General features: G+C 38.0%; 9 protein-coding genes, 2 tRNA genes and 3 rRNA genes. 11 read left to right on the top strand and 3 right to left on the bottom strand.

Annotation, left to right across the window (positions count from 1 at the left end; all coding sequences use genetic code 11):
• Positions 1 to 27: 27 nt before the first annotated feature.
• On the bottom strand, positions 28 to 1,116 hold the full coding sequence (locus tag B0M43_RS18225) for a M42 family metallopeptidase (RefSeq protein WP_078007621.1): 1,089 nt from the start codon (positions 1,114 to 1,116) through the stop codon (positions 28 to 30).
• 81 nt (positions 1,117 to 1,197) lie between these two features.
• On the opposite strand from B0M43_RS18225, the gene B0M43_RS18220 reads away from it, so the two are divergent.
• The 6 genes from B0M43_RS18220 to rrf all read left to right on the top strand — a co-directional run bounded on the left by B0M43_RS18220 (position 1,198) and on the right by rrf (position 8,113).
• Positions 1,198 to 1,878 carry a DUF4294 domain-containing protein gene (locus B0M43_RS18220; protein WP_078007620.1) on the top strand — a complete coding sequence of 227 codons (681 nt, stop codon included), beginning with the start codon at positions 1,198 to 1,200 and terminating at the stop codon, positions 1,876 to 1,878.
• Between the two features lie 1,034 nt (positions 1,879 to 2,912).
• Positions 2,913 to 4,426 (top strand): 16S ribosomal RNA (locus B0M43_RS18215).
• Between the two features lie 123 nt (positions 4,427 to 4,549).
• Positions 4,550 to 4,623 (top strand) — tRNA-Ile (locus B0M43_RS18210).
• Between the two features lie 145 nt (positions 4,624 to 4,768).
• Positions 4,769 to 4,842: transfer RNA gene (locus tag B0M43_RS18205), tRNA-Ala, on the top strand.
• A 148-nt stretch (positions 4,843 to 4,990) separates the two neighbouring features.
• Positions 4,991 to 7,874: ribosomal RNA gene (locus tag B0M43_RS18200) — 23S ribosomal RNA — on the top strand.
• Between the two features lie 129 nt (positions 7,875 to 8,003).
• A 5S ribosomal RNA gene (rrf, locus tag B0M43_RS18195) occupies positions 8,004 to 8,113 on the top strand.
• Together the 16S, 23S and 5S rRNA genes with 2 tRNA genes alongside form the textbook arrangement of a ribosomal RNA operon.
• 634 nt (positions 8,114 to 8,747) lie before the next feature.
• Here rrf and nth read toward each other — a convergent pair.
• Positions 8,748 to 9,392, bottom strand: a complete 645-nt coding sequence (gene nth, locus B0M43_RS18190; RefSeq protein WP_078007003.1) for an endonuclease III — start codon at positions 9,390 to 9,392, stop codon at positions 8,748 to 8,750.
• Between the two features lie 48 nt (positions 9,393 to 9,440).
• Positions 9,441 to 10,307: an alpha/beta fold hydrolase gene (locus B0M43_RS18185; protein ID WP_078007004.1), complete on the bottom strand. Its 867-nt coding sequence runs from the start codon at positions 10,305 to 10,307 to the stop codon at positions 9,441 to 9,443.
• Positions 10,308 to 10,432: 125 nt separating this feature from the next.
• On the opposite strand from B0M43_RS18185, the gene B0M43_RS18180 reads away from it, so the two are divergent.
• From B0M43_RS18180 to B0M43_RS18160, 5 genes are all read left to right on the top strand, one after another.
• Positions 10,433 to 11,860, top strand: a complete 1,428-nt coding sequence (locus tag B0M43_RS18180) for a glycogen synthase (protein WP_078007005.1) — start codon at positions 10,433 to 10,435, stop codon at positions 11,858 to 11,860.
• Positions 11,850 to 13,130, top strand: a complete 1,281-nt coding sequence (locus B0M43_RS18175; RefSeq protein ID WP_078007576.1) for a glucose-1-phosphate adenylyltransferase — start codon at positions 11,850 to 11,852, stop codon at positions 13,128 to 13,130. The genes B0M43_RS18180 and B0M43_RS18175 overlap by 11 nt, the downstream gene beginning before the upstream one ends.
• Positions 13,131 to 13,201: 71 nt before the next feature.
• Positions 13,202 to 15,106, top strand: coding sequence for a 1,4-alpha-glucan branching protein GlgB (gene glgB / locus B0M43_RS18170; protein WP_078007006.1), 1,905 nt, complete (start codon positions 13,202 to 13,204; stop codon positions 15,104 to 15,106).
• A gap of 203 nt (positions 15,107 to 15,309) precedes the next feature.
• On the top strand, positions 15,310 to 17,709 hold the full coding sequence (locus B0M43_RS18165; protein ID WP_078007007.1) for a glycoside hydrolase family 31 protein: 2,400 nt from the start codon (positions 15,310 to 15,312) through the stop codon (positions 17,707 to 17,709).
• 86 nt (positions 17,710 to 17,795) lie between these two features.
• Complete coding sequence (locus tag B0M43_RS18160; protein ID WP_065449452.1) at positions 17,796 to 18,608, top strand: M48 family metallopeptidase; 813 nt, start codon at positions 17,796 to 17,798, stop codon at positions 18,606 to 18,608.
• Positions 18,609 to 18,666: the final 58 nt, after the last annotated feature.

Genomic DNA, 18,666 nt, shown 5'->3' with positions numbered 1-18,666 from the left:
AACCGAATTTGCGTTTTTAATCAGTTCTTATTTAAAATAAGAAAAAGTTTCATTGTTTTCAATTTTCAGTAATGATTCATAAATTAACTGAATCACATTTTCAACATCTTCTCTGTGAACCATTTCTACTGTAGTATGCATATAACGAAGGGGTAAAGAAATCAGTGCCGATGCAACTCCACCATTACTATAAGCAAAAGCATCAGTGTCAGTTCCTGTTGCACGTGAAGTAGCATGACGTTGAAACGGAATTTTATTCTCTTCGGCAGTATCAACAATCAGATCACGTAATTTATTTTGTACCGCCGGAGCATAAGCAATAACAGGGCCTTTCCCCATTTTTAGATCACCCTCTACTTTTTTATCAATCATTGGTGTAGTGGTATCATGACAAACATCAGTAACAATGGCAACATTAGGTTTAATAGTCTGAGCGATCATTTCGGCACCACGAAGACCAATTTCTTCCTGAACAGAATTCACTATATACAAACCAAACGGAAGTGTTTTTTTGTTTTCATGAAGTAAGCGGGCTACTTCAGCAATCATAAATCCGCCCATTCTGTTGTCAATAGCACGACAGACAAATTTATTTTCGTTTAAGATCATAAATTCGTCAGGATAAGTAATCACACAACCAACATGTACACCCATTTCCAAAACTTGTTCTTTCGTTTCGCAACCCAAATCAATAAAAATATTGCTGATTTTTGGAGCTTCTTCCTTGTCGCGCAAACGTGTGTGAATTGCCGGCCAGCCAAAAACACCTTTTACAATACCTTTTTTAGTATGAATATGAACCCTCTTTGATGGGGCGATCTGATGATCTGATCCACCATTTCTAATAACATATAATAAACCATCATCAGTAATATAATTCACGTACCACGAGATTTCATCGGCATGACCTTCGATAACAACCTTAAAGGGCGCATCAGGATTAATAACCCCCACAGCAGTTCCGTAAGTATCCGTTATAAAAGTATCTACATAAGGTTTTAAATAATTCATCCAAAGTTTTTGCCCTTCGCTTTCATATCCGGTAGGAGAGGCATTATTTAGGTAGCTTTCCAGGAAAGCAATCGAGGTATCTTTTAAGATAGATTCTGTGCTCATAAAAATATTTTTTTGCTAAATTATAAATTTGGTATTAGAGTTGTATATAAATATATAATTTTACACTTAAATTATGATTCAATGAGATTCACCTACTGCATTTTATTCTTGATATTGATTTCGTTAACAAGTCAGGCTCAGGTTACGCCCAAAGAAAACCAACAAATGGGTTATATATTAACCGAGCAAGACTCTATTTTAAACGATACAATTCAATTGCCCGAGATTATTATTTCGAAAGAAAAACTCGATCCCGAAGCGCAAAAGCAATTTTTAATCCTTCAAAACAGGGTTTATAAAGTGTATCCCTACGCAAAACTTGCCGCAGATCGATTGACGGCTCTAAATAACGGAATGGCACGTTTGAAAACCAACCGCGAAAAGAAAAAATACTTTAAAATAGTAGAAGACTACCTTAATAATGAATTCGAAGCAAGGCTTAAAAAGCTTTCCCGAAAGCAAGGTCAAATTCTGGTTAAGCTTGTTCACAGACAAACCGGCATTACAACCTATGAATTAATCAAAACCCTAAAAAGCGGTTTCAAAGCCTTTGTATCCAACACAACAGCCAATTTATTCGACATTAGTCTAAAAACCGAATACAAACCCTACGAAGTCAACGAAGACTATTTAATTGAAACAATTTTGTTACGTGCCTTCGAATCCGGTCGCTTGTCAAATCAAAAATCTGCAAATCCTGTAAACTATGACGATCTAATGAATCATTGGGAAGCAAGAGCAAAGACACTCAATAAAAAATAACTTTCCTATATATAAGGTAAGATTTAATGAACCCGGCAGTTTCCTAAATTCTGCCGGGTTTATTTCTATATGTATATTAAGGAAAAGCAACTTTGTCCTGCTGAGTGAGTCGAAGCAACAAAAGCTTGGAATTTGGAATTTTTAAAATTTGGAATTTAGTTTTAATAAGGAGCTTAATCCCGCTGTCCTTCCAATCTTTTGTGTCCGCCGCGGCGGACACAAAAGGATTTTCCCTCCCATCGGTGCTAGGGCAGTAGTTTTGAGAATAAACATTAGTAATAAGAAGAAAGAAACAGCCCCAAAAGAATAAACTTTGCGACTTAGCTCCCGATAACTATCGGGATTGCGCGATTAAAAAAAAACAGTAAAACCCCCAACTTTGCGACTTTTTCAAAACAAAGCCAACAAAAAAAGAAACCTTCGCGCCTTCGCGCCTTCGTGGCAAAACTCATTAAAACCACCCAAAACAGGCAAAAGCCAACAAAAGCAGCCAAAGATCAAAAAAACTTCGCCTTGTAAAAACCATCCAACCAGTTACTTATAAAAAACATTGAAAATATATAATAAAAAGGCTTGTAAATGTAAATAAAGGGTCTACTTTTGCACCCGCAACAGCGACAGACGTTCTTTAAAATACTGACAAGCATTACGAATCAAACTGAAAATTTATTTTCAAAAAAAGATTAAGAAAAGCTTGTGAGATTTAAAAACAGAAGTTACATTTGCACCCCGCAAAACACGGAAAGTTCATTGAGAGATTGGTAAGGTTTAGGAAGGAAAAAGGAAAGTAAATTTTCTTAAAAAAAACTTCAAAAAACATTTGCCGGTTTGAAATAAGTTTTCTACTTTTGCACCCGCTTTGAGAAACAAGCGATAATGAAAAAGAAACACGTTCGTAGACATATTGAATTGACAGCCGTTTTAACAGAGATGTTAGAACAAAAGAATAAGAGTAATGGAATCGAGAGATTTGAAAAACCGATAGAGAAAACGTCGAATAATAATTAGTCTTAAGTAATTAAGACAAACAATATACGATGAAGAGTTTGATCCTGGCTCAGGATGAACGCTAGCGGCAGGCTTAACACATGCAAGTCGAGGGGTATAGTTCTTCGGAACTAGAGACCGGCGCACGGGTGCGTAACGCGTATGCAATCTACCTTTTACAGAGGGATAGCCCAGAGAAATTTGGATTAATACCTCATAGTATATAGCCCTGGCATCAGGATTATATTAAAGTCACAACGGTAAAAGATGAGCATGCGTCCCATTAGCTAGTTGGTAAGGTAACGGCTTACCAAGGCTACGATGGGTAGGGGTCCTGAGAGGGAGATCCCCCACACTGGTACTGAGACACGGACCAGACTCCTACGGGAGGCAGCAGTGAGGAATATTGGACAATGGGCGCAAGCCTGATCCAGCCATGCCGCGTGCAGGATGACGGTCCTATGGATTGTAAACTGCTTTTATACGAGAAGAAACACTCCTTCGTGAAGGAGCTTGACGGTATCGTAAGAATAAGGATCGGCTAACTCCGTGCCAGCAGCCGCGGTAATACGGAGGATCCAAGCGTTATCCGGAATCATTGGGTTTAAAGGGTCCGTAGGCGGTTTAATAAGTCAGTGGTGAAAGCCCATCGCTCAACGGTGGAACGGCCATTGATACTGTTAGACTTGAATTATTAGGAAGTAACTAGAATATGTAGTGTAGCGGTGAAATGCTTAGAGATTACATGGAATACCAATTGCGAAGGCAGGTTACTACTAATTGATTGACGCTGATGGACGAAAGCGTGGGTAGCGAACAGGATTAGATACCCTGGTAGTCCACGCCGTAAACGATGGATACTAGCTGTTGGAAGCAATTTCAGTGGCTAAGCGAAAGTGATAAGTATCCCACCTGGGGAGTACGTTCGCAAGAATGAAACTCAAAGGAATTGACGGGGGCCCGCACAAGCGGTGGAGCATGTGGTTTAATTCGATGATACGCGAGGAACCTTACCAAGGCTTAAATGTAGATTGACCGGTTTGGAAACAGATCTTTCGCAAGACAATTTACAAGGTGCTGCATGGTTGTCGTCAGCTCGTGCCGTGAGGTGTCAGGTTAAGTCCTATAACGAGCGCAACCCCTGTTGTTAGTTGCCAGCGAGTCAAGTCGGGAACTCTAACAAGACTGCCAGTGCAAACTGTGAGGAAGGTGGGGATGACGTCAAATCATCACGGCCCTTACGCCTTGGGCTACACACGTGCTACAATGGCCGGTACAGAGAGCAGCCACTGGGCGACCAGGAGCGAATCTATAAAACCGGTCACAGTTCGGATCGGAGTCTGCAACTCGACTCCGTGAAGCTGGAATCGCTAGTAATCGGATATCAGCCATGATCCGGTGAATACGTTCCCGGGCCTTGTACACACCGCCCGTCAAGCCATGGAAGCTGGGGGTGCCTGAAGTCGGTGACCGCAAGGAGCTGCCTAGGGTAAAACTGGTAACTAGGGCTAAGTCGTAACAAGGTAGCCGTACCGGAAGGTGCGGCTGGAACACCTCCTTTCTAGAGCCCCAATTGTTAGTAGTAATACACGATGGGGAAAAAAGATGTTTATCTAAAGGATCTGAATTTTAAAGTTCAATTACTCTTGCTGTTAGTTCAAATAATAAATTTTAAGTAAAACAGAGTCTCGTAGCTCAGCTGGTTAGAGTACTACACTGATAATGTAGGGGTCGGCAGTTCGAGTCTGCCCGGGACTACTTTTTAAATTGTTAATTATAAATTATGAATTGTAAATTATAAAAAGACAAAATAAAGAGACTGTAAACTTGAAAAGGAAATTCTAGAGTTGAGGCGTTATGAATAATAATTCATAATTCATAATTCACAATTCATAATTAGATTGGGGGATTAGCTCAGCTGGCTAGAGCGCCTGCCTTGCACGCAGGAGGTCAACGGTTCGACTCCGTTATTCTCCACTGGTTTACTATAAAGATAGTAAATAAAAGTTCATTGACATATTGAGATAAGAAAATAATAAAAAGTAGAAAGCGTTTTTTGTTATAAGTAGCAATACAAATAATAAAAGACAAAAAAAAACGGTCATAATTGATTTTATGATTGGTACAATAAGCAAAATAAGGGCGTATGGGGGATGCCTTGGCTCTCAGAGGCGATGAAAGGCGTGATAAGCTGCGAAAAGCTGCGGGGACGGGCACACACCGATTGATCCGCAGATACCTGAATGGGGCAACCCACTATGTTGAAGACATAGTACACCGATAGGTGGGCAAACCCGCTGAACTGAAACATCTAAGTAGGCGGAGGAGAAGAAAACAAAAGTGATTCCGTAAGTAGTGGCGAGCGAACGCGGATTAGCCCAAACCAATGTTGTTACGGCAAGATTGGGGTTGTAGGACCACGAGATTTTATGCACAAGGAACCGGAAGTTACTGGAAAGTGACGCCAAAGAGGGTGATAGCCCCGTATGGGTAACGAGTGTAATAGATAGTGGTATCCTGAGTAGGGCGGGGCACGTGAAACCCTGTCTGAATTTGGCGGGACCATCCGCTAAGGCTAAATACTCCTGAGAGACCGATAGTGAACCAGTACCGTGAGGGAAAGGTGAAAAGAACCGTGAATAACGGAGTGAAATAGATCCTGAAACCATACGCTTACAAGCGGTCGGAGCCCTTTCGTGGGGTGACGGCGTGCCTTTTGCATAATGAGCCTACGAGTTAACGTTGCTGGCAAGGTTAAGTGGTTAAGCCACGGATCCGTAGCGAAAGCGAGTCTGAATAGGGCGCTTTAGTCAGTAGTGTTAGACGCGAAACCGTGTGATCTACCCATGGGCAGGATGAAGCTGTGGTAACACACAGTGGAGGTCCGAACCGGTTGACGTTGAAAAGTCTTCGGATGACCTGTGGGTAGGGGTGAAAGGCCAATCAAACTCGGAAATAGCTCGTACTCCCCGAAATGCATTTAGGTGCAGCGTTAGTTATAAAGTTATATAGAGGTAGAGCTACTGATTGGATGCGGGGGCTTCACCGCCTACCAATTCCTGACAAACTCCGAATGCTATATAATGTTCACTAACAGTGAGGGCTTGGGTGCTAAGGTCCAAGTCCGAGAGGGAAAGAACCCAGACCATCAGCTAAGGTCCCCAAATATACACTAAGTTGAAAGAACGAGGTTTGTCTGCCCAGACAGCTAGGATGTTGGCTTGGAAGCAGCCATTCATTTAAAGAGTGCGTAACAGCTCACTAGTCGAGCGGACGAGCATGGATAATAATCGGGCATAAGTGTATTACCGAAGCTATGGATTTAGAGTTTACTCTAAGTGGTAGGGGAGCATTCCAGCAGGGTTGAAGGTGTATCGTAAGGTATGCTGGACTGGCTGGAAAAGAAAATGTAGGCATAAGTAACGATAATGCGGGCGAGAAACCCGCACACCGAAAAACTAAGGTTTCCACAGCTATGCTAATCAGCTGTGGGTTAGTCTGGTCCTAAGGCGAACCCGAAAGGGACAGTCGATGGCTAACGGGTTAATATTCCCGTACTACTAATTACTGTGATGGGGTGACGGAGTGATGAAAGCGCCGCGAACTGACGGAATAGTTCGTTGAAGTACCTACCTATAAGCTGCGCAGGCAAATCCACGCGGCTTGGGGAAATACGATAGTACTCGGAGTCTTCGGACAAAGAGATAGTGCGCCTAAGGGCTTCCAAGAAAAACCTCTAAACTTCAGGTAATTAGTACCAGTACCGTAAACCGACACAGGTAGTTGAGGAGAGAATCCTAAGGTGCTCGAGAGATTCATGGCTAAGGAATTAGGCAAAATAGACCTGTAACTTCGGGAGAAAGGTCGCCCCCAGCAATGGGGGCCGCAGTGAAGAGGTCCAGGCGACTGTTTATCAAAAACACAGGGCTCTGCAAAATCGTAAGATGAAGTATAGGGCCTGACACCTGCCCGGTGCTGGAAGGTTAAGAGGAGATGTTATCTTCGGAGAAGCATTGAATTGAAGCCCCAGTAAACGGCGGCCGTAACTATAACGGTCCTAAGGTAGCGAAATTCCTTGTCGGGTAAGTTCCGACCTGCACGAATGGTGTAACGATCTGGACACTGTCTCAGCCATGAGCTCGGTGAAATTGTAGTAACGGTGAAGATGCCGTTTACCCGCAGTGGGACGAAAAGACCCTGTGCACCTTTACTATAGCTTAGTATTGACCTTGGATAAATGATGTGTAGGATAGGTTGGAGACTATGAAGCGGCGTCGCCAGGCGTTGTGGAGTCATTGTTGAAATACAACCCTTTGTTTATCTGAGGCCTAACCCCGTTTTGCGGGGGACATTGCTTGGTGGGTAGTTTGACTGGGGTGGTCGCCTCCAAAAGAGTAACGGAGGCTTCTAAAGGTTCCCTCAGTACGCTTGGTAACCGTGCGTAGAGTGCAATGGCATAAGGGAGCTTGACTGAGAGACATACAGGTCGATCAGGTACGAAAGTAGAGCATAGTGATCCGGTGGTTCCGCATGGAAGGGCCATCGCTCAAAGGATAAAAGGTACGCCGGGGATAACAGGCTGATCTCCCCCAAGAGCTCATATCGACGGGGGGGTTTGGCACCTCGATGTCGGCTCGTCACATCCTGGGGCTGGAGAAGGTCCCAAGGGTTGGGCTGTTCGCCCATTAAAGTGGCACGCGAGCTGGGTTCAGAACGTCGTGAGACAGTTCGGTCTCTATCTACTGTGGGCGTTAGAAATTTGAGTGGATCTGATTCTAGTACGAGAGGACCGAATTGGACAAACCTCTAGTGTATCTGTTGTCCCGCCAGGGGCACCGCAGAGTAGCTACGTTTGGAAGGGATAAGCGCTGAAAGCATATAAGCGCGAAACCCACCACAAGATGAGATTTCTTTTAAGGATCGTGGAAGATGACCACGTTGATAGGCTATAGATGTAAAGGCAGTAATGTCATAGTCGAGTAGTACTAATAATCCGTAAGCTTATGTACACCCTTTTCCCCCGACTCCGGTCGGGGGGAGAAACTTTCTAAAACTAAAATACTTTTCTTTATCTCAGTATGTTAAGATATTGTGTAATGTTGACTAGCTAAGGCTAATCACCCATTGCAAAACGGCCTTAAGGTGGTTATTGCGGCGGGGCTCACCTCTTCCCATCCCGAACAGAGTAGTTAAGCCCGCCTGCGCAGATGGTACTGCAGTTATGTGGGAGAGTATGTCGTCGCCTTTCTTTTAAGAATCCTTCCCGATTTATCGGGAGGGATTTTTTATTTATATCACTTTGTGAAATTAACCGCAAAGTACGCAAAGGTTTTTTTTATCGTCTGTACTGCTGTCTTTATTAAGGTCGCAAAGGCTGTTCGTTGCGCACTTTGCGTAATCCCCTGCGTTCTTTGCGGTTAAATAACAGTTTATTTACATGATCTCTTCTGAAAGTAAAAACTATGAGGTTCTATGGATTAGAATTTGGAATTTTAAAAGTTGGAATTTCTTTTGAAAATAATACTTCCTTTTTACCGTAAACTGCGTTAGGGATGGGAGCGATATCCTTTTGCGACACACTACACTTCTGGCAAAGCAACCTAAAACCTCTCTCGCAAAAGATTTAGCGGACAGCCCGACCCGGAGGGAAACGCCCATAAATCTCATATTTAAAAATAAAATATTTTAATTTTGAAATAAAGGCTTATTTTTAGATCTAAATTTATTCGATCATGAAATAATATTATTTGTTTTTTATTTTCATAATCGTTTTGTAACACACAGAAACGATAGAGTTTTTTTTTAAGGTTTTCATCAAAAGGATATTGTGAAAATACAATCTGTATGTTCATCTAAAATTTTGATTGATACAAGAAAAAAAATTAAATTACTTGTGTTAAATAATAATGGCAAATATCTGCCAATAAACATTCTTCACATTTTGGTTTTGGCCGGCAAATTTCTCGTCCTAAAAAAGAAATTGCCATTCCGATTTCTGACCATATTGATTTTGGTAAGACTTGCATTAAATCTTTTTCGACTTTATTTCCATCTTTACTTTCTTTTATTATGCCAATTCTTGGTGCTACACGTATTACATGCAAATCGGCAATAATGCCTTCTGCGGGTTTTCCGGTTTCTCTTAGGATAACATTTGCAGATTTTCTTCCAATTCCTTTTAAGGCTGTTAGTTCTTGCATGGTTAGAGGAATATCTTCATCATTTTTAATGGCTTTGGCAATTTCCATGAGCCAACCTGCCTTTGTGGGATAATTTCGGACTTTACTTATGTAGGGAATAAAGGTTTCGATATCTGTTTTTGATAAACTTTTAAGTGTTGGAAATCTAGCAAATAATGCCGGTGCAATTTTGTTGATATTGGCGTCAGAATCCTGAGCAGATAAAACCACCATAACTAATAATTGATAGGTGTTTTGATACTCCAGTGGATGTTTTTTTTCTTTATATTCTTTCAAAATGGGTTTTAATTTAGTCTCCCAATCTGATGTTTCTCCAAATAAATCCATTTTTTTTGTATTAAAAATTATAACTATAAAACCGCAACTCTCACAAAATTAAGTAGTTTTGATGAAATCTATGATTTTTTTTATAACATTTTGATTTCCCAGGATTTTTCTGTGTCCAAGACCTTCTGTTAGAAAAAGATTTCCGTTTTGTAAGTTTTTATGAATATGAATCCCTGCTTTTACGGGAACTTCGGGATCATCTTTGTCATGGATCACCAGAACAGGGATTTCAATTTTTTGTGCTGCCCTGTAAGCTGAGAAATCATCCATTTTTAACTGGTATTGATTTTCGAAATGATCACGTAATCTGTTACTAATTTCGGTTTTTAAACCTAATTTCGAAACAAATTCTTGCAGAATATCGTGCACAATATCTCCACTACCAATAATAATAGCTTTTTTTACTTTTAAGCCATCTTTAATTGCGTTTAAAACTGACATTCCACCTAATGAATGCCCAATTGCAATTTCGAAAGGACCGTACTGTTTGTCGATCTCTAAAATCGAAGCGATAAACTCAGACATTATAGTTGTTTTTCCTTCAGATTTTCCATGTGCAGGCGCATCAAAACTTATGGTGGAATATCTATTTTGTACAAGTTCGTCGGCTATTTTAAATAGTTGCGTCCCACGACCTGACCAGCCATGAACTAATAAGACTTTGTGATCACTTTTTCCGTATTTGTAGGTAGTAATGTTTTTGCGAATCGCAGGGATAAAAAAAGTATTCTTAGTGCTTTTTTGATCCATTTCCAGCTCGCGTTTTGGAACTTTATGTTTTACTGGTGTTGTAAAAAGCTTTGCTGCAAATCTTGTTACCAATTTAGGTGATATAAAAGCGAGTAATTTGCTGGATAGTATGATAACCTGTGGAATTTTTAAAGATTGAGTAGGATTCGTCGCCTTTTTTGCCATATAAATATTTTTTTTCTGAAGCCTTAATTGTACTTATTTTTTCCTAAATTTAGGAAACATAAAAGTAACATTTTAATATGTGCTTATTAAAAAAAATAATTCGCAATTAGTTTATAAATTTTCACATGGAAATATTTCATATCAGTGCTGAGTGTTATCCTATGGCAAAAGTAGGCGGTTTGGCTGATGTTGTTGGCGCACTGCCAAAATATCAAACGAATGCCGGTCATGAGGTTCGTGTTGTTGTTCCTTGTTACGATACAAAGTTCAAAAATGAAAATAATTTTGAATGTGTTCACTGGGGAACCGTAAAATTAGGAAGTTTTGATTTTCCGTTTAGTGTCTTAAAGGAAACAACAAATAAGCTTGGTTACGAATTATATCTTATAGAAATTAAGGAATTATTTGACCGACCAAATATTTACGGATATGAGGATGATATTGAACGTTTCTTTTCGTTTCAGATTGCAACCCTGGATTGGATTGCTGCCCGTAAAAAAGTTCCGAATATTATTAATTGTCATGACCATCATACCGGACTGATTCCGTTTTTGGTTAAATATGGTTATAAATATGAGAGTCTAAGAACTGTAAAAACAGTAATTACTATTCATAATGGTTTGTACCAAGGCTGGTTTGGTTTTGATCAATTGCATTATTTACCAGAGTTTGATTTAATTCATGTTGGATTTTTGGAATGGAGTAATTCTCTAAATTCTTTGGCGGTAGGAGTAAAGTGCGCACATGCAGTTACGACTGTTTCGCCAAGTTATCTGGATGAAATTAATGTCTCAGCAAATGGTCTGGAATCGTTGTTTAATTCGGTTCGAGACAAATCAAAAGGGATTTTAAACGGAATTGATTTTGAAGTCTGGAATCCGGAAAAAGACCAAATGATTGCCGAAAATTATTCGATTGAAACTCTGGAATCCGGTAAAGAAAAAAATAAGGAAAAGTTATGTGAGCAATTTGATCTCGATCCTACGAAACCTTTATTTAGTTTTATTGGCCGTTTGTTCGAAGAAAAAGGAGGAGACTTATTACCTCAGGTTTCGGCTTTGGCGTTATCTGAAAATTTTGAAAATATCAATATACTAATTTTAGGATCAGGAAATGCACAAATAGAAGAACAATTGCTTCAGCTAAGAAATGATTACAATGGTAATTATAATGTGTTTATTGGTTACAATGAAGAATTGGCTCATTTAATTTACGCAGGTTCTGATTATATTTTAATGCCATCAAGAGTTGAACCTTGCGGATTGAACCAAATGTATGCTTTGCGTTACGGAACTGTACCAATTGTGAGAAGAACTGGCGGACTGCGCGATACTGTAATTGATTTTGGGGATAACGGAAACGGGATTTGTCATGATCAGGCTTCGGTTGGAGATGTTTGTTATTCTATAAATCGTGCTGTAGGACTGTACGATGATAAATTAAATTTTAATACAATAAGAAAAAAAGGAATGGAGATTGACCATTCATGGGAAAGAGTTTGCCAAGAATATATTGAAGTATACAACCTAATAATTGAGAAAAATGAAGTTTAAAAAGAAAAATGTAGTTGCTATTATTTTAGGAGGAGGACAAGGATCACGTTTGTTTCCGTTAACAGAAACCAGATCAAAACCAGCAGTTCCAATTGGTGGAAAATATCGATTAGTTGATATTCCTATTTCAAATTGTATCAATTCGGATATTTTTAAAATATTTGTTTTAACCCAGTTTAATTCAGCATCTCTCAATGCGCATATCAAAAACACTTTTAATTTTAGTATTTTCAGTCAGTCATTTGTAGATATTTTGGCGGCAGAACAAACACCGGATAACCCAACATGGTTTCAGGGAACTGCAGATGCTGTTCGCCAATGTATGTCGCATTTTTTGAAACACGATTTTGACCATGCTTTAATTCTTTCAGGAGATCAGTTGTATCAAATGGATTTTAATGAAATGCTGGAAGCGCATATTGCGGCAAATGCGGAAATTTCTATTGCCACTTTACCTGTAAATGCTAAGGACGCCCCTGAATTTGGAATCTTAAAAACTTGTCATGAAAGTTATGTAGAAGCTTTTATAGAGAAACCTGATGCATCGCTTTTGCCTGAATGGGAATCGGAAGTAAGTGAACATATGAAGGAAAAGGGTAAAAATTATCTGGCCTCGATGGGAATCTATATTTTTAACCGTCAGTTATTAGAAGATTTAATGGCCGATCCGGAAACAAAGGATTTTGGTAAAGAAATTATTCCACAAGCCGTAGGCAAACATAAAATTTTGAGCTACCAATATGAAGGATATTGGACAGACATTGGAAATATTGAATCCTTTTTTGAAGCCAATATTGGTTTAACCGCAGATATTCCTGAGTTTAATTTATTTGATAACGATAATAAAATTTTCACCAGACCAAGATTATTACCGCCATCAAAATTTAGAAATTCAAACATCAATCAATCTTTAATTTCTGAAGGTTGTATTATCAATGCCAAAGAAATTAAAAGTTCTGTAATTGGCATTCGATCCAGAATAGGAGAGGGAACTGTGCTTGAAAATTGCTATGTAATGGGGAACGATTTTTATCAGGATTTGGATGAAATGAATCATGAAAGCAGTATCAATAAAATTCACGTAGGAATAGGAGAGAATTGTTTTATAAAAAATGTTTTGGTAGATAAAAACGTTCGTATAGGCAACAATGTTCACATTAATGGAGGTAAACATTTGGACAATTTTACAAATGAATTATACAGTATAAAAGATGGTATTGTCGTGATAAAAAAAGGAGTTGTATTATCGGATAATTTTAGAATTGAATAAATTTTTAAAAAAAATAATACAAAAGCTCCAAACTATAATAAAAAGTCCACATTCCAATTATAAAAACAAATATGAATAAAGTTATCACGCATTCTCTTTTTACTGATTTTGATATTGATTTATTCAAAGCAGGGAAACACTTCAAATTATATGAAAAATTAGGAGCACATTTAGTTGAAGTTAACGGAGTAAAAGGCGTTTACTTTGCAGTTTGGGCACCAACGGCTCAATCTGTTTCGGTTGTTGGTGATTTTAATTACTGGACACAAGGAGATCATTTATTACAAGTACGCTGGGATTCTTCGGGAATTTGGGAAGGTTTTATTCCTGGCATCGAGAAAGGAACACTTTACAAATATAAAATTCAATCAAATATAAATGGAGCTATAACCGAAAAAGCAGACCCTTTTTCTTTATACTGTGAAAAACCTCCTCACACAGCTTCGGTTGTTTGGGATTTAGATTACAATTGGAAAGATAAAAAATGGATGCAGTCCCGTCAAAATAATAATGGTTTAGATAAACCTTATTCTGTTTATGAGGTACACTTAGGTTCATGGAAGCGTGGTGAAAACAATCGGTTTCTAACTTATTTAGAACTAGCAGAGGATCTGGTAAATTACGTAAAGGAAACAGGTTTTACGCATGTCGAATTTATGCCAATTATGGAATATCCTTATGACCCGTCGTGGGGATATCAACTGACAGGATACTTTGCACCAACTTCAAGATTTGGGAAGCCACAGGATTTTATGGTTTTGGTTGATAAATTGCATCAGGCTGGAATTGGAGTAATTTTAGACTGGGTTCCTTCGCATTTTCCTGATGATGCACATGGCTTAGGCTTTTTTGATGGTTCACATTTATACGAACATCCAGATCGCAGAAAAGGCTATCACCCGGATTGGAAAAGTTTGGTTTTTAATTACGGACGTAATGAAGTTCGAGCTTTTCTAATTAGTAATGCCCTGTTTTGGCTACAGCATTATCATGCTGATGGTTTGCGCGTTGATGCAGTGGCATCGATGTTGTACCTTGATTATTCGCGAAATGAAGGGGAATGGGAACCGAATATTTTTGGGGGCAGAGAAAATCTTGATACGATTAGTTTTCTTAAAGAGTTTAATGAAGTTATCTATGCTAATTTTGATGGAGTTCAGACTATTGCAGAAGAAAGTACTTCTTTTCCAATGGTTTCGAGACCCACTTTTACAGGAGGTTTAGGTTTCGGAATGAAATGGATGATGGGATGGATGCATGATACTTTAAAATATTTCCAGAAAGAAACTGTTTATCGAAAATACCACCAAAATGATTTGACATTTTCGATGACATATGCTTTTACAGAAAATTTTATACTTCCGTTTTCGCACGATGAAGTTGTATACGGAAAAAAATCTATTGCCAATAAAATGCCTGGCGACGAATGGCAAAAATTTGCGAATTTAAGATTGTTGTACGGTTATATGTTTACACATCCCGGAACCAAATTGCTTTTTATGGGATCTGAATTTGGGCAAAGTGATGAATGGAATTTTGAGAAAAGCCTTGATTGGCACTTACTTCAATACGATTATCATTCAGGAATTAAAAAAGTAATTACAGATTTGAATAACTTATACAAAACACGCCCTGCTTTATATGAAAAGCAATTTACAGGGGAAGGTTTTGAATGGATTAATTATTCTGATCATCAAAATGCAGTATTGTCCTATATTCGAAAGGGAAATAATCCTGATGAAAATTTAATTGTGGTTTGTAATTTCACGCAAGTGGTTCGGGAGAACTATAGAATTGGAATTCCGCAGAAAGGTCAACTACAGGAAATTTTTAATAGTGATGCTGCTATTTACGGAGGAAGTGGATTGGGTAATGATGGTACTTTAAAAATTGAAGAACTCGCTTATGATGGAAGAGATTTTTCTGTTGAATTACTTTTGCCTCCATTAAGTGTCGGCGTTTATTCTTTAGTATAAAAAACAGTTTAATATTTAATATGTTAATTTATCAATTTAGGGTTTTAAAATTACTGAATTGATTGTTTTTTGACGTGTAATTTAAGACTCATTCAAAAAAAACGTTTTCGTGAATAAACCTTATATTAATATAGGTTTTTATGCTTTTTTTGTATGTTTGAAAGCGAGAGATTAACGTTATTATAATTAATTCATTCAGCGATATGATTACAAATACATCATTAGAATATAAAGGCGATTTATATCCTTCAAAAATCGTATCATTTGAACATGAAGGCGATTCTATTTTTTTTAATACAGACAACAATGTAATCTTAAAAGTAACTGTTCTTAGAGACAGTTTAATTCGGTTTCGCTTTACAACAAAGGGTTATTTCAGTAATGATTTCTCCTATGCTATTGATAAAACGCAACTTCACGGTTATAATTTTCTAGAACTTACAGAAGAGGAGACTTATTTCCAGATTAGAACCAGTAAAGTAAAATGTAAAATCCAAAAGGCAGATCTTCGTTTATCAATTTATGATTTAAACGATCTTCTGATTCTTGAAGATGAACTTGGTTTTCATTGGGAAGAGAGTTACGAATATGGCGGGAATATTGTAAAAATGAGTAAATCATCCAAAGATGGTGAATGTTTTTACGGACTAGGTGACAAAGCCACTCAAATGAATTTGAAAGGCAAAAGATTAGAAAATTTTGCTACCGATCAATATGCTTACCAGAAAGATCAGGAACCATTATATAAAGTAGTTCCGTTTTACATAGGTTTACACAACAAACAATCTTACGGTATTTTTTTTGATAATACTTTTAGAACTTTTTTTGATTTTTGTCAGGAAAGAAGAAACGTTTCAAGCTTTTGGGCAGAAGGTGGTGAAATGAATTACTACTTCATTTATGGCCCACAAATGCAGGATGTAGTTACGACCTATACTGATTTAACGGGTAAACCGGAATTACCACCCCTTTGGGTTTTAGGATATCATCAATGTAAATGGAGTTATTATCCTGAAAGTAAAGTAAAAGAAATTACATCAAAATTCAGAGAACTTAAAATTCCTTGCGATGCCATTTATCTGGATATTGATTATATGGAAGGATTTCGATGTTTTACCTGGAATAAAAATTACTTTCCAGATCCAAAACGCATGGTGGCAGAACTGGCAGAAGATGGTTTTAAAACTATTGTAATCATTGATCCGGGAATTAAAATAGATAAAGATTATTGGGTATATCAGGAAGCTTTAGAAAAAGATTATTTCTGCAAAAGAGCCGATGGACCTTATATGAAAGGTAAAGTCTGGCCAGGTGAATGTAATTTTCCTGATTATACAAATCCCGTAGTTAGAGAGTGGTGGGCAGGATTATTTAAAGAATTAATTTCAGATATAGGTGTAAAAGGTGTTTGGAACGATATGAACGAACCAGCTGTTATGGAGGTTCCCAATAAAACGTTTCCAATGGATGTTCGTCACGTTTACGACGGAAACCCTTGCAGCCATAGAAAAGCACATAACATTTATGGAACACAAATGGCCAGAGCGACTTACCATGGTGTAAAGCGATTTACGTATCCAAAACGTCCTTTTGTTATTACCAGATCAGCATATTCAGGCGCACAACGTTACACTTCATCCTGGACAGGTGATAATGTCGCAACATGGGAACATTTATGGCTTGCCAATATTCAGGTACAAAGAATGAGTATTTCCGGAATGGGATTTACAGGTTCTGATATTGGAGGATTTGCAGAACAGCCAACAGGAGAATTGTACGCGCGTTGGATACAATTAGGTGTTTTTCATCCGTTTTGCAGAACGCATTCATCCGGAGATCATGGTAATCAGGAACCTTGGGCTTTTGATGAAGAAGTGATTAATATTACCCGAAAATTTGTGAGTTTGCGTTATCAGTTATTGCCGTACTTATACACGATGTTTTGGCAATATATTGAAGAGGGAATTCCGATGCTGAAACCATTGGTTTATTACGATCAGGAAGATACACAAACACATTATCGAAACGATGAATTCATCTTTGGAAATCAAATATTGGTATGCCCAATTCTTGAACCTAATGCTGTAGGTAGACGTATGTATATTCCAAGAGGTGAGTGGTATAACTATTGGAATAATGAGTTCTCAACAGGAGGAAGAGAAGTTTGGATTGATACTAAATTTGATGAAATCCCGGTGTTTGTAAAAGCAGGTGCGATAATACCAAAATATCCCGTTCAGCAATATGTAGGCGAACTTGAATTTGATGAATTAACGCTGGATCTTTACTTTAAAAACGGGAAAGAAAAATCAGTAGTTTATGAAGATGCTCAGGACGGTTATGATTATAAGAAAGGACGCTACAGTTTTTTATCTTTTAGAACAATTGGTAAAGAAAAAGAATTAATTGTACAGCTTCATAAAGAAGGAAAATTTGACACACCTTATTCAAAATATAAAATCAACTTAATTGGATTACCATTTAAAGTAACAGAAATTGAAATTGATAATGAAATCATCGCTTTTGATAAAATAGCATTCGAAGAAAATCATTTCTTAATTGTTGATAAAGAGTTCAGTGAACTTCATATTAGCGGTGAATAAGTAAATTCTGATAAAATTTCACGTAATTATATAAAATAAAAAATATTTATAATTGTATTTTTGTTTTTGTTAAAAAATTAAAAGTCATGAAAAAATATCTATTATCAGGAATTTTTGCAGCTGTTTTAGTTGTAGGATGTGCAACTAATCCTGTTACAGGAAAGAAAAATTTGAACTTCGTTTCGAATAGTGAATTGTTTCCTTCTTCATTTCAGCAGTATAGCCAGTTTATATCTGAAAACAAGGTAATAACCGGGACAGCAGATGCTAAATTAGTAGAAGCTGTTGGATTTAAAATTAAAAAAGCGGCAGAAAAATATTTAACTTATTTGGGGCAAGCTCAATATTTAACCGACTACCGTTGGGAATACAAGCTGGTAGATAATAAAGAAGTTAATGCATGGTGTATGCCCGGAGGTAAAATTGTAGTTTATTCGGGAATTTTGCCGGTGACACAAAATGAATCTGGTCTTGCTACCGTTATGGGGCATGAAGTTTCTCACGCATTAGCCAATCACGGTGCTCAAAGAATGAGTGCAGCTCAATTACAGCAAATTGGCGGAGCAGCATTAGGAGCGGCAACAAGTGGAAAATCAGAATCAACTCAGCAAATTTTTGCTCAGGCTTACGGTCTTGGATCTGAAGTAGGGGTAATGCTTCCGTTTAGCAGAAGTAATGAAACAGAAGCTGATAAAATAGGACTGACACTTATGGCAATTGCAGGCTACAATCCGGATGATGCAATTGCATTCTGGACAAGAATGTCAGCAAAATCAGGAGCATCAGGAACTCCTGAATTTATGAGTACTCACCCTGCTGATGCTACAAGGATTGCTAATTTGAAGTCGTTAATTCCTGAAGCAAAAGCTACAGCATTAAAAGTTGGTATCGTCAGATAAAGAACGATTGCTTAAAAAGATAATTAAAAAGCTATTCACCGCGGTGAATGGCTTTTTT

The organism is Flavobacterium sp. KBS0721 (assembly GCF_002007065.3).
Lineage (GTDB): Bacteria > Bacteroidota > Bacteroidia > Flavobacteriales > Flavobacteriaceae > Flavobacterium > Flavobacterium piscis.
The sequence above is the reverse complement of the archived record's forward strand: the minus strand, read 5'-3'. Positions and strand labels throughout refer to the sequence as shown.

Coding starts and splice junctions, on each gene's coding strand:
- B0M43_RS18225 (WP_078007621.1), bottom strand. CDS start 1,116: ATGAGCACAGAATCTATCTTAAAAGATACCTCGATTGCTTTCCTGGAA.
- B0M43_RS18220 (WP_078007620.1), top strand. CDS start 1,198: ATGAGATTCACCTACTGCATTTTATTCTTGATATTGATTTCGTTAACA.
- nth (WP_078007003.1), bottom strand. CDS start 9,392: ATGGATTTATTTGGAGAAACATCAGATTGGGAGACTAAATTAAAACCC.
- B0M43_RS18185 (WP_078007004.1), bottom strand. CDS start 10,307: ATGGCAAAAAAGGCGACGAATCCTACTCAATCTTTAAAAATTCCACAG.
- B0M43_RS18180 (WP_078007005.1), top strand. CDS start 10,433: ATGGAAATATTTCATATCAGTGCTGAGTGTTATCCTATGGCAAAAGTA.
- B0M43_RS18175 (WP_078007576.1), top strand. CDS start 11,850: ATGAAGTTTAAAAAGAAAAATGTAGTTGCTATTATTTTAGGAGGAGGA.
- glgB (WP_078007006.1), top strand. CDS start 13,202: ATGAATAAAGTTATCACGCATTCTCTTTTTACTGATTTTGATATTGAT.
- B0M43_RS18165 (WP_078007007.1), top strand. CDS start 15,310: ATGATTACAAATACATCATTAGAATATAAAGGCGATTTATATCCTTCA.
- B0M43_RS18160 (WP_065449452.1), top strand. CDS start 17,796: ATGAAAAAATATCTATTATCAGGAATTTTTGCAGCTGTTTTAGTTGTA.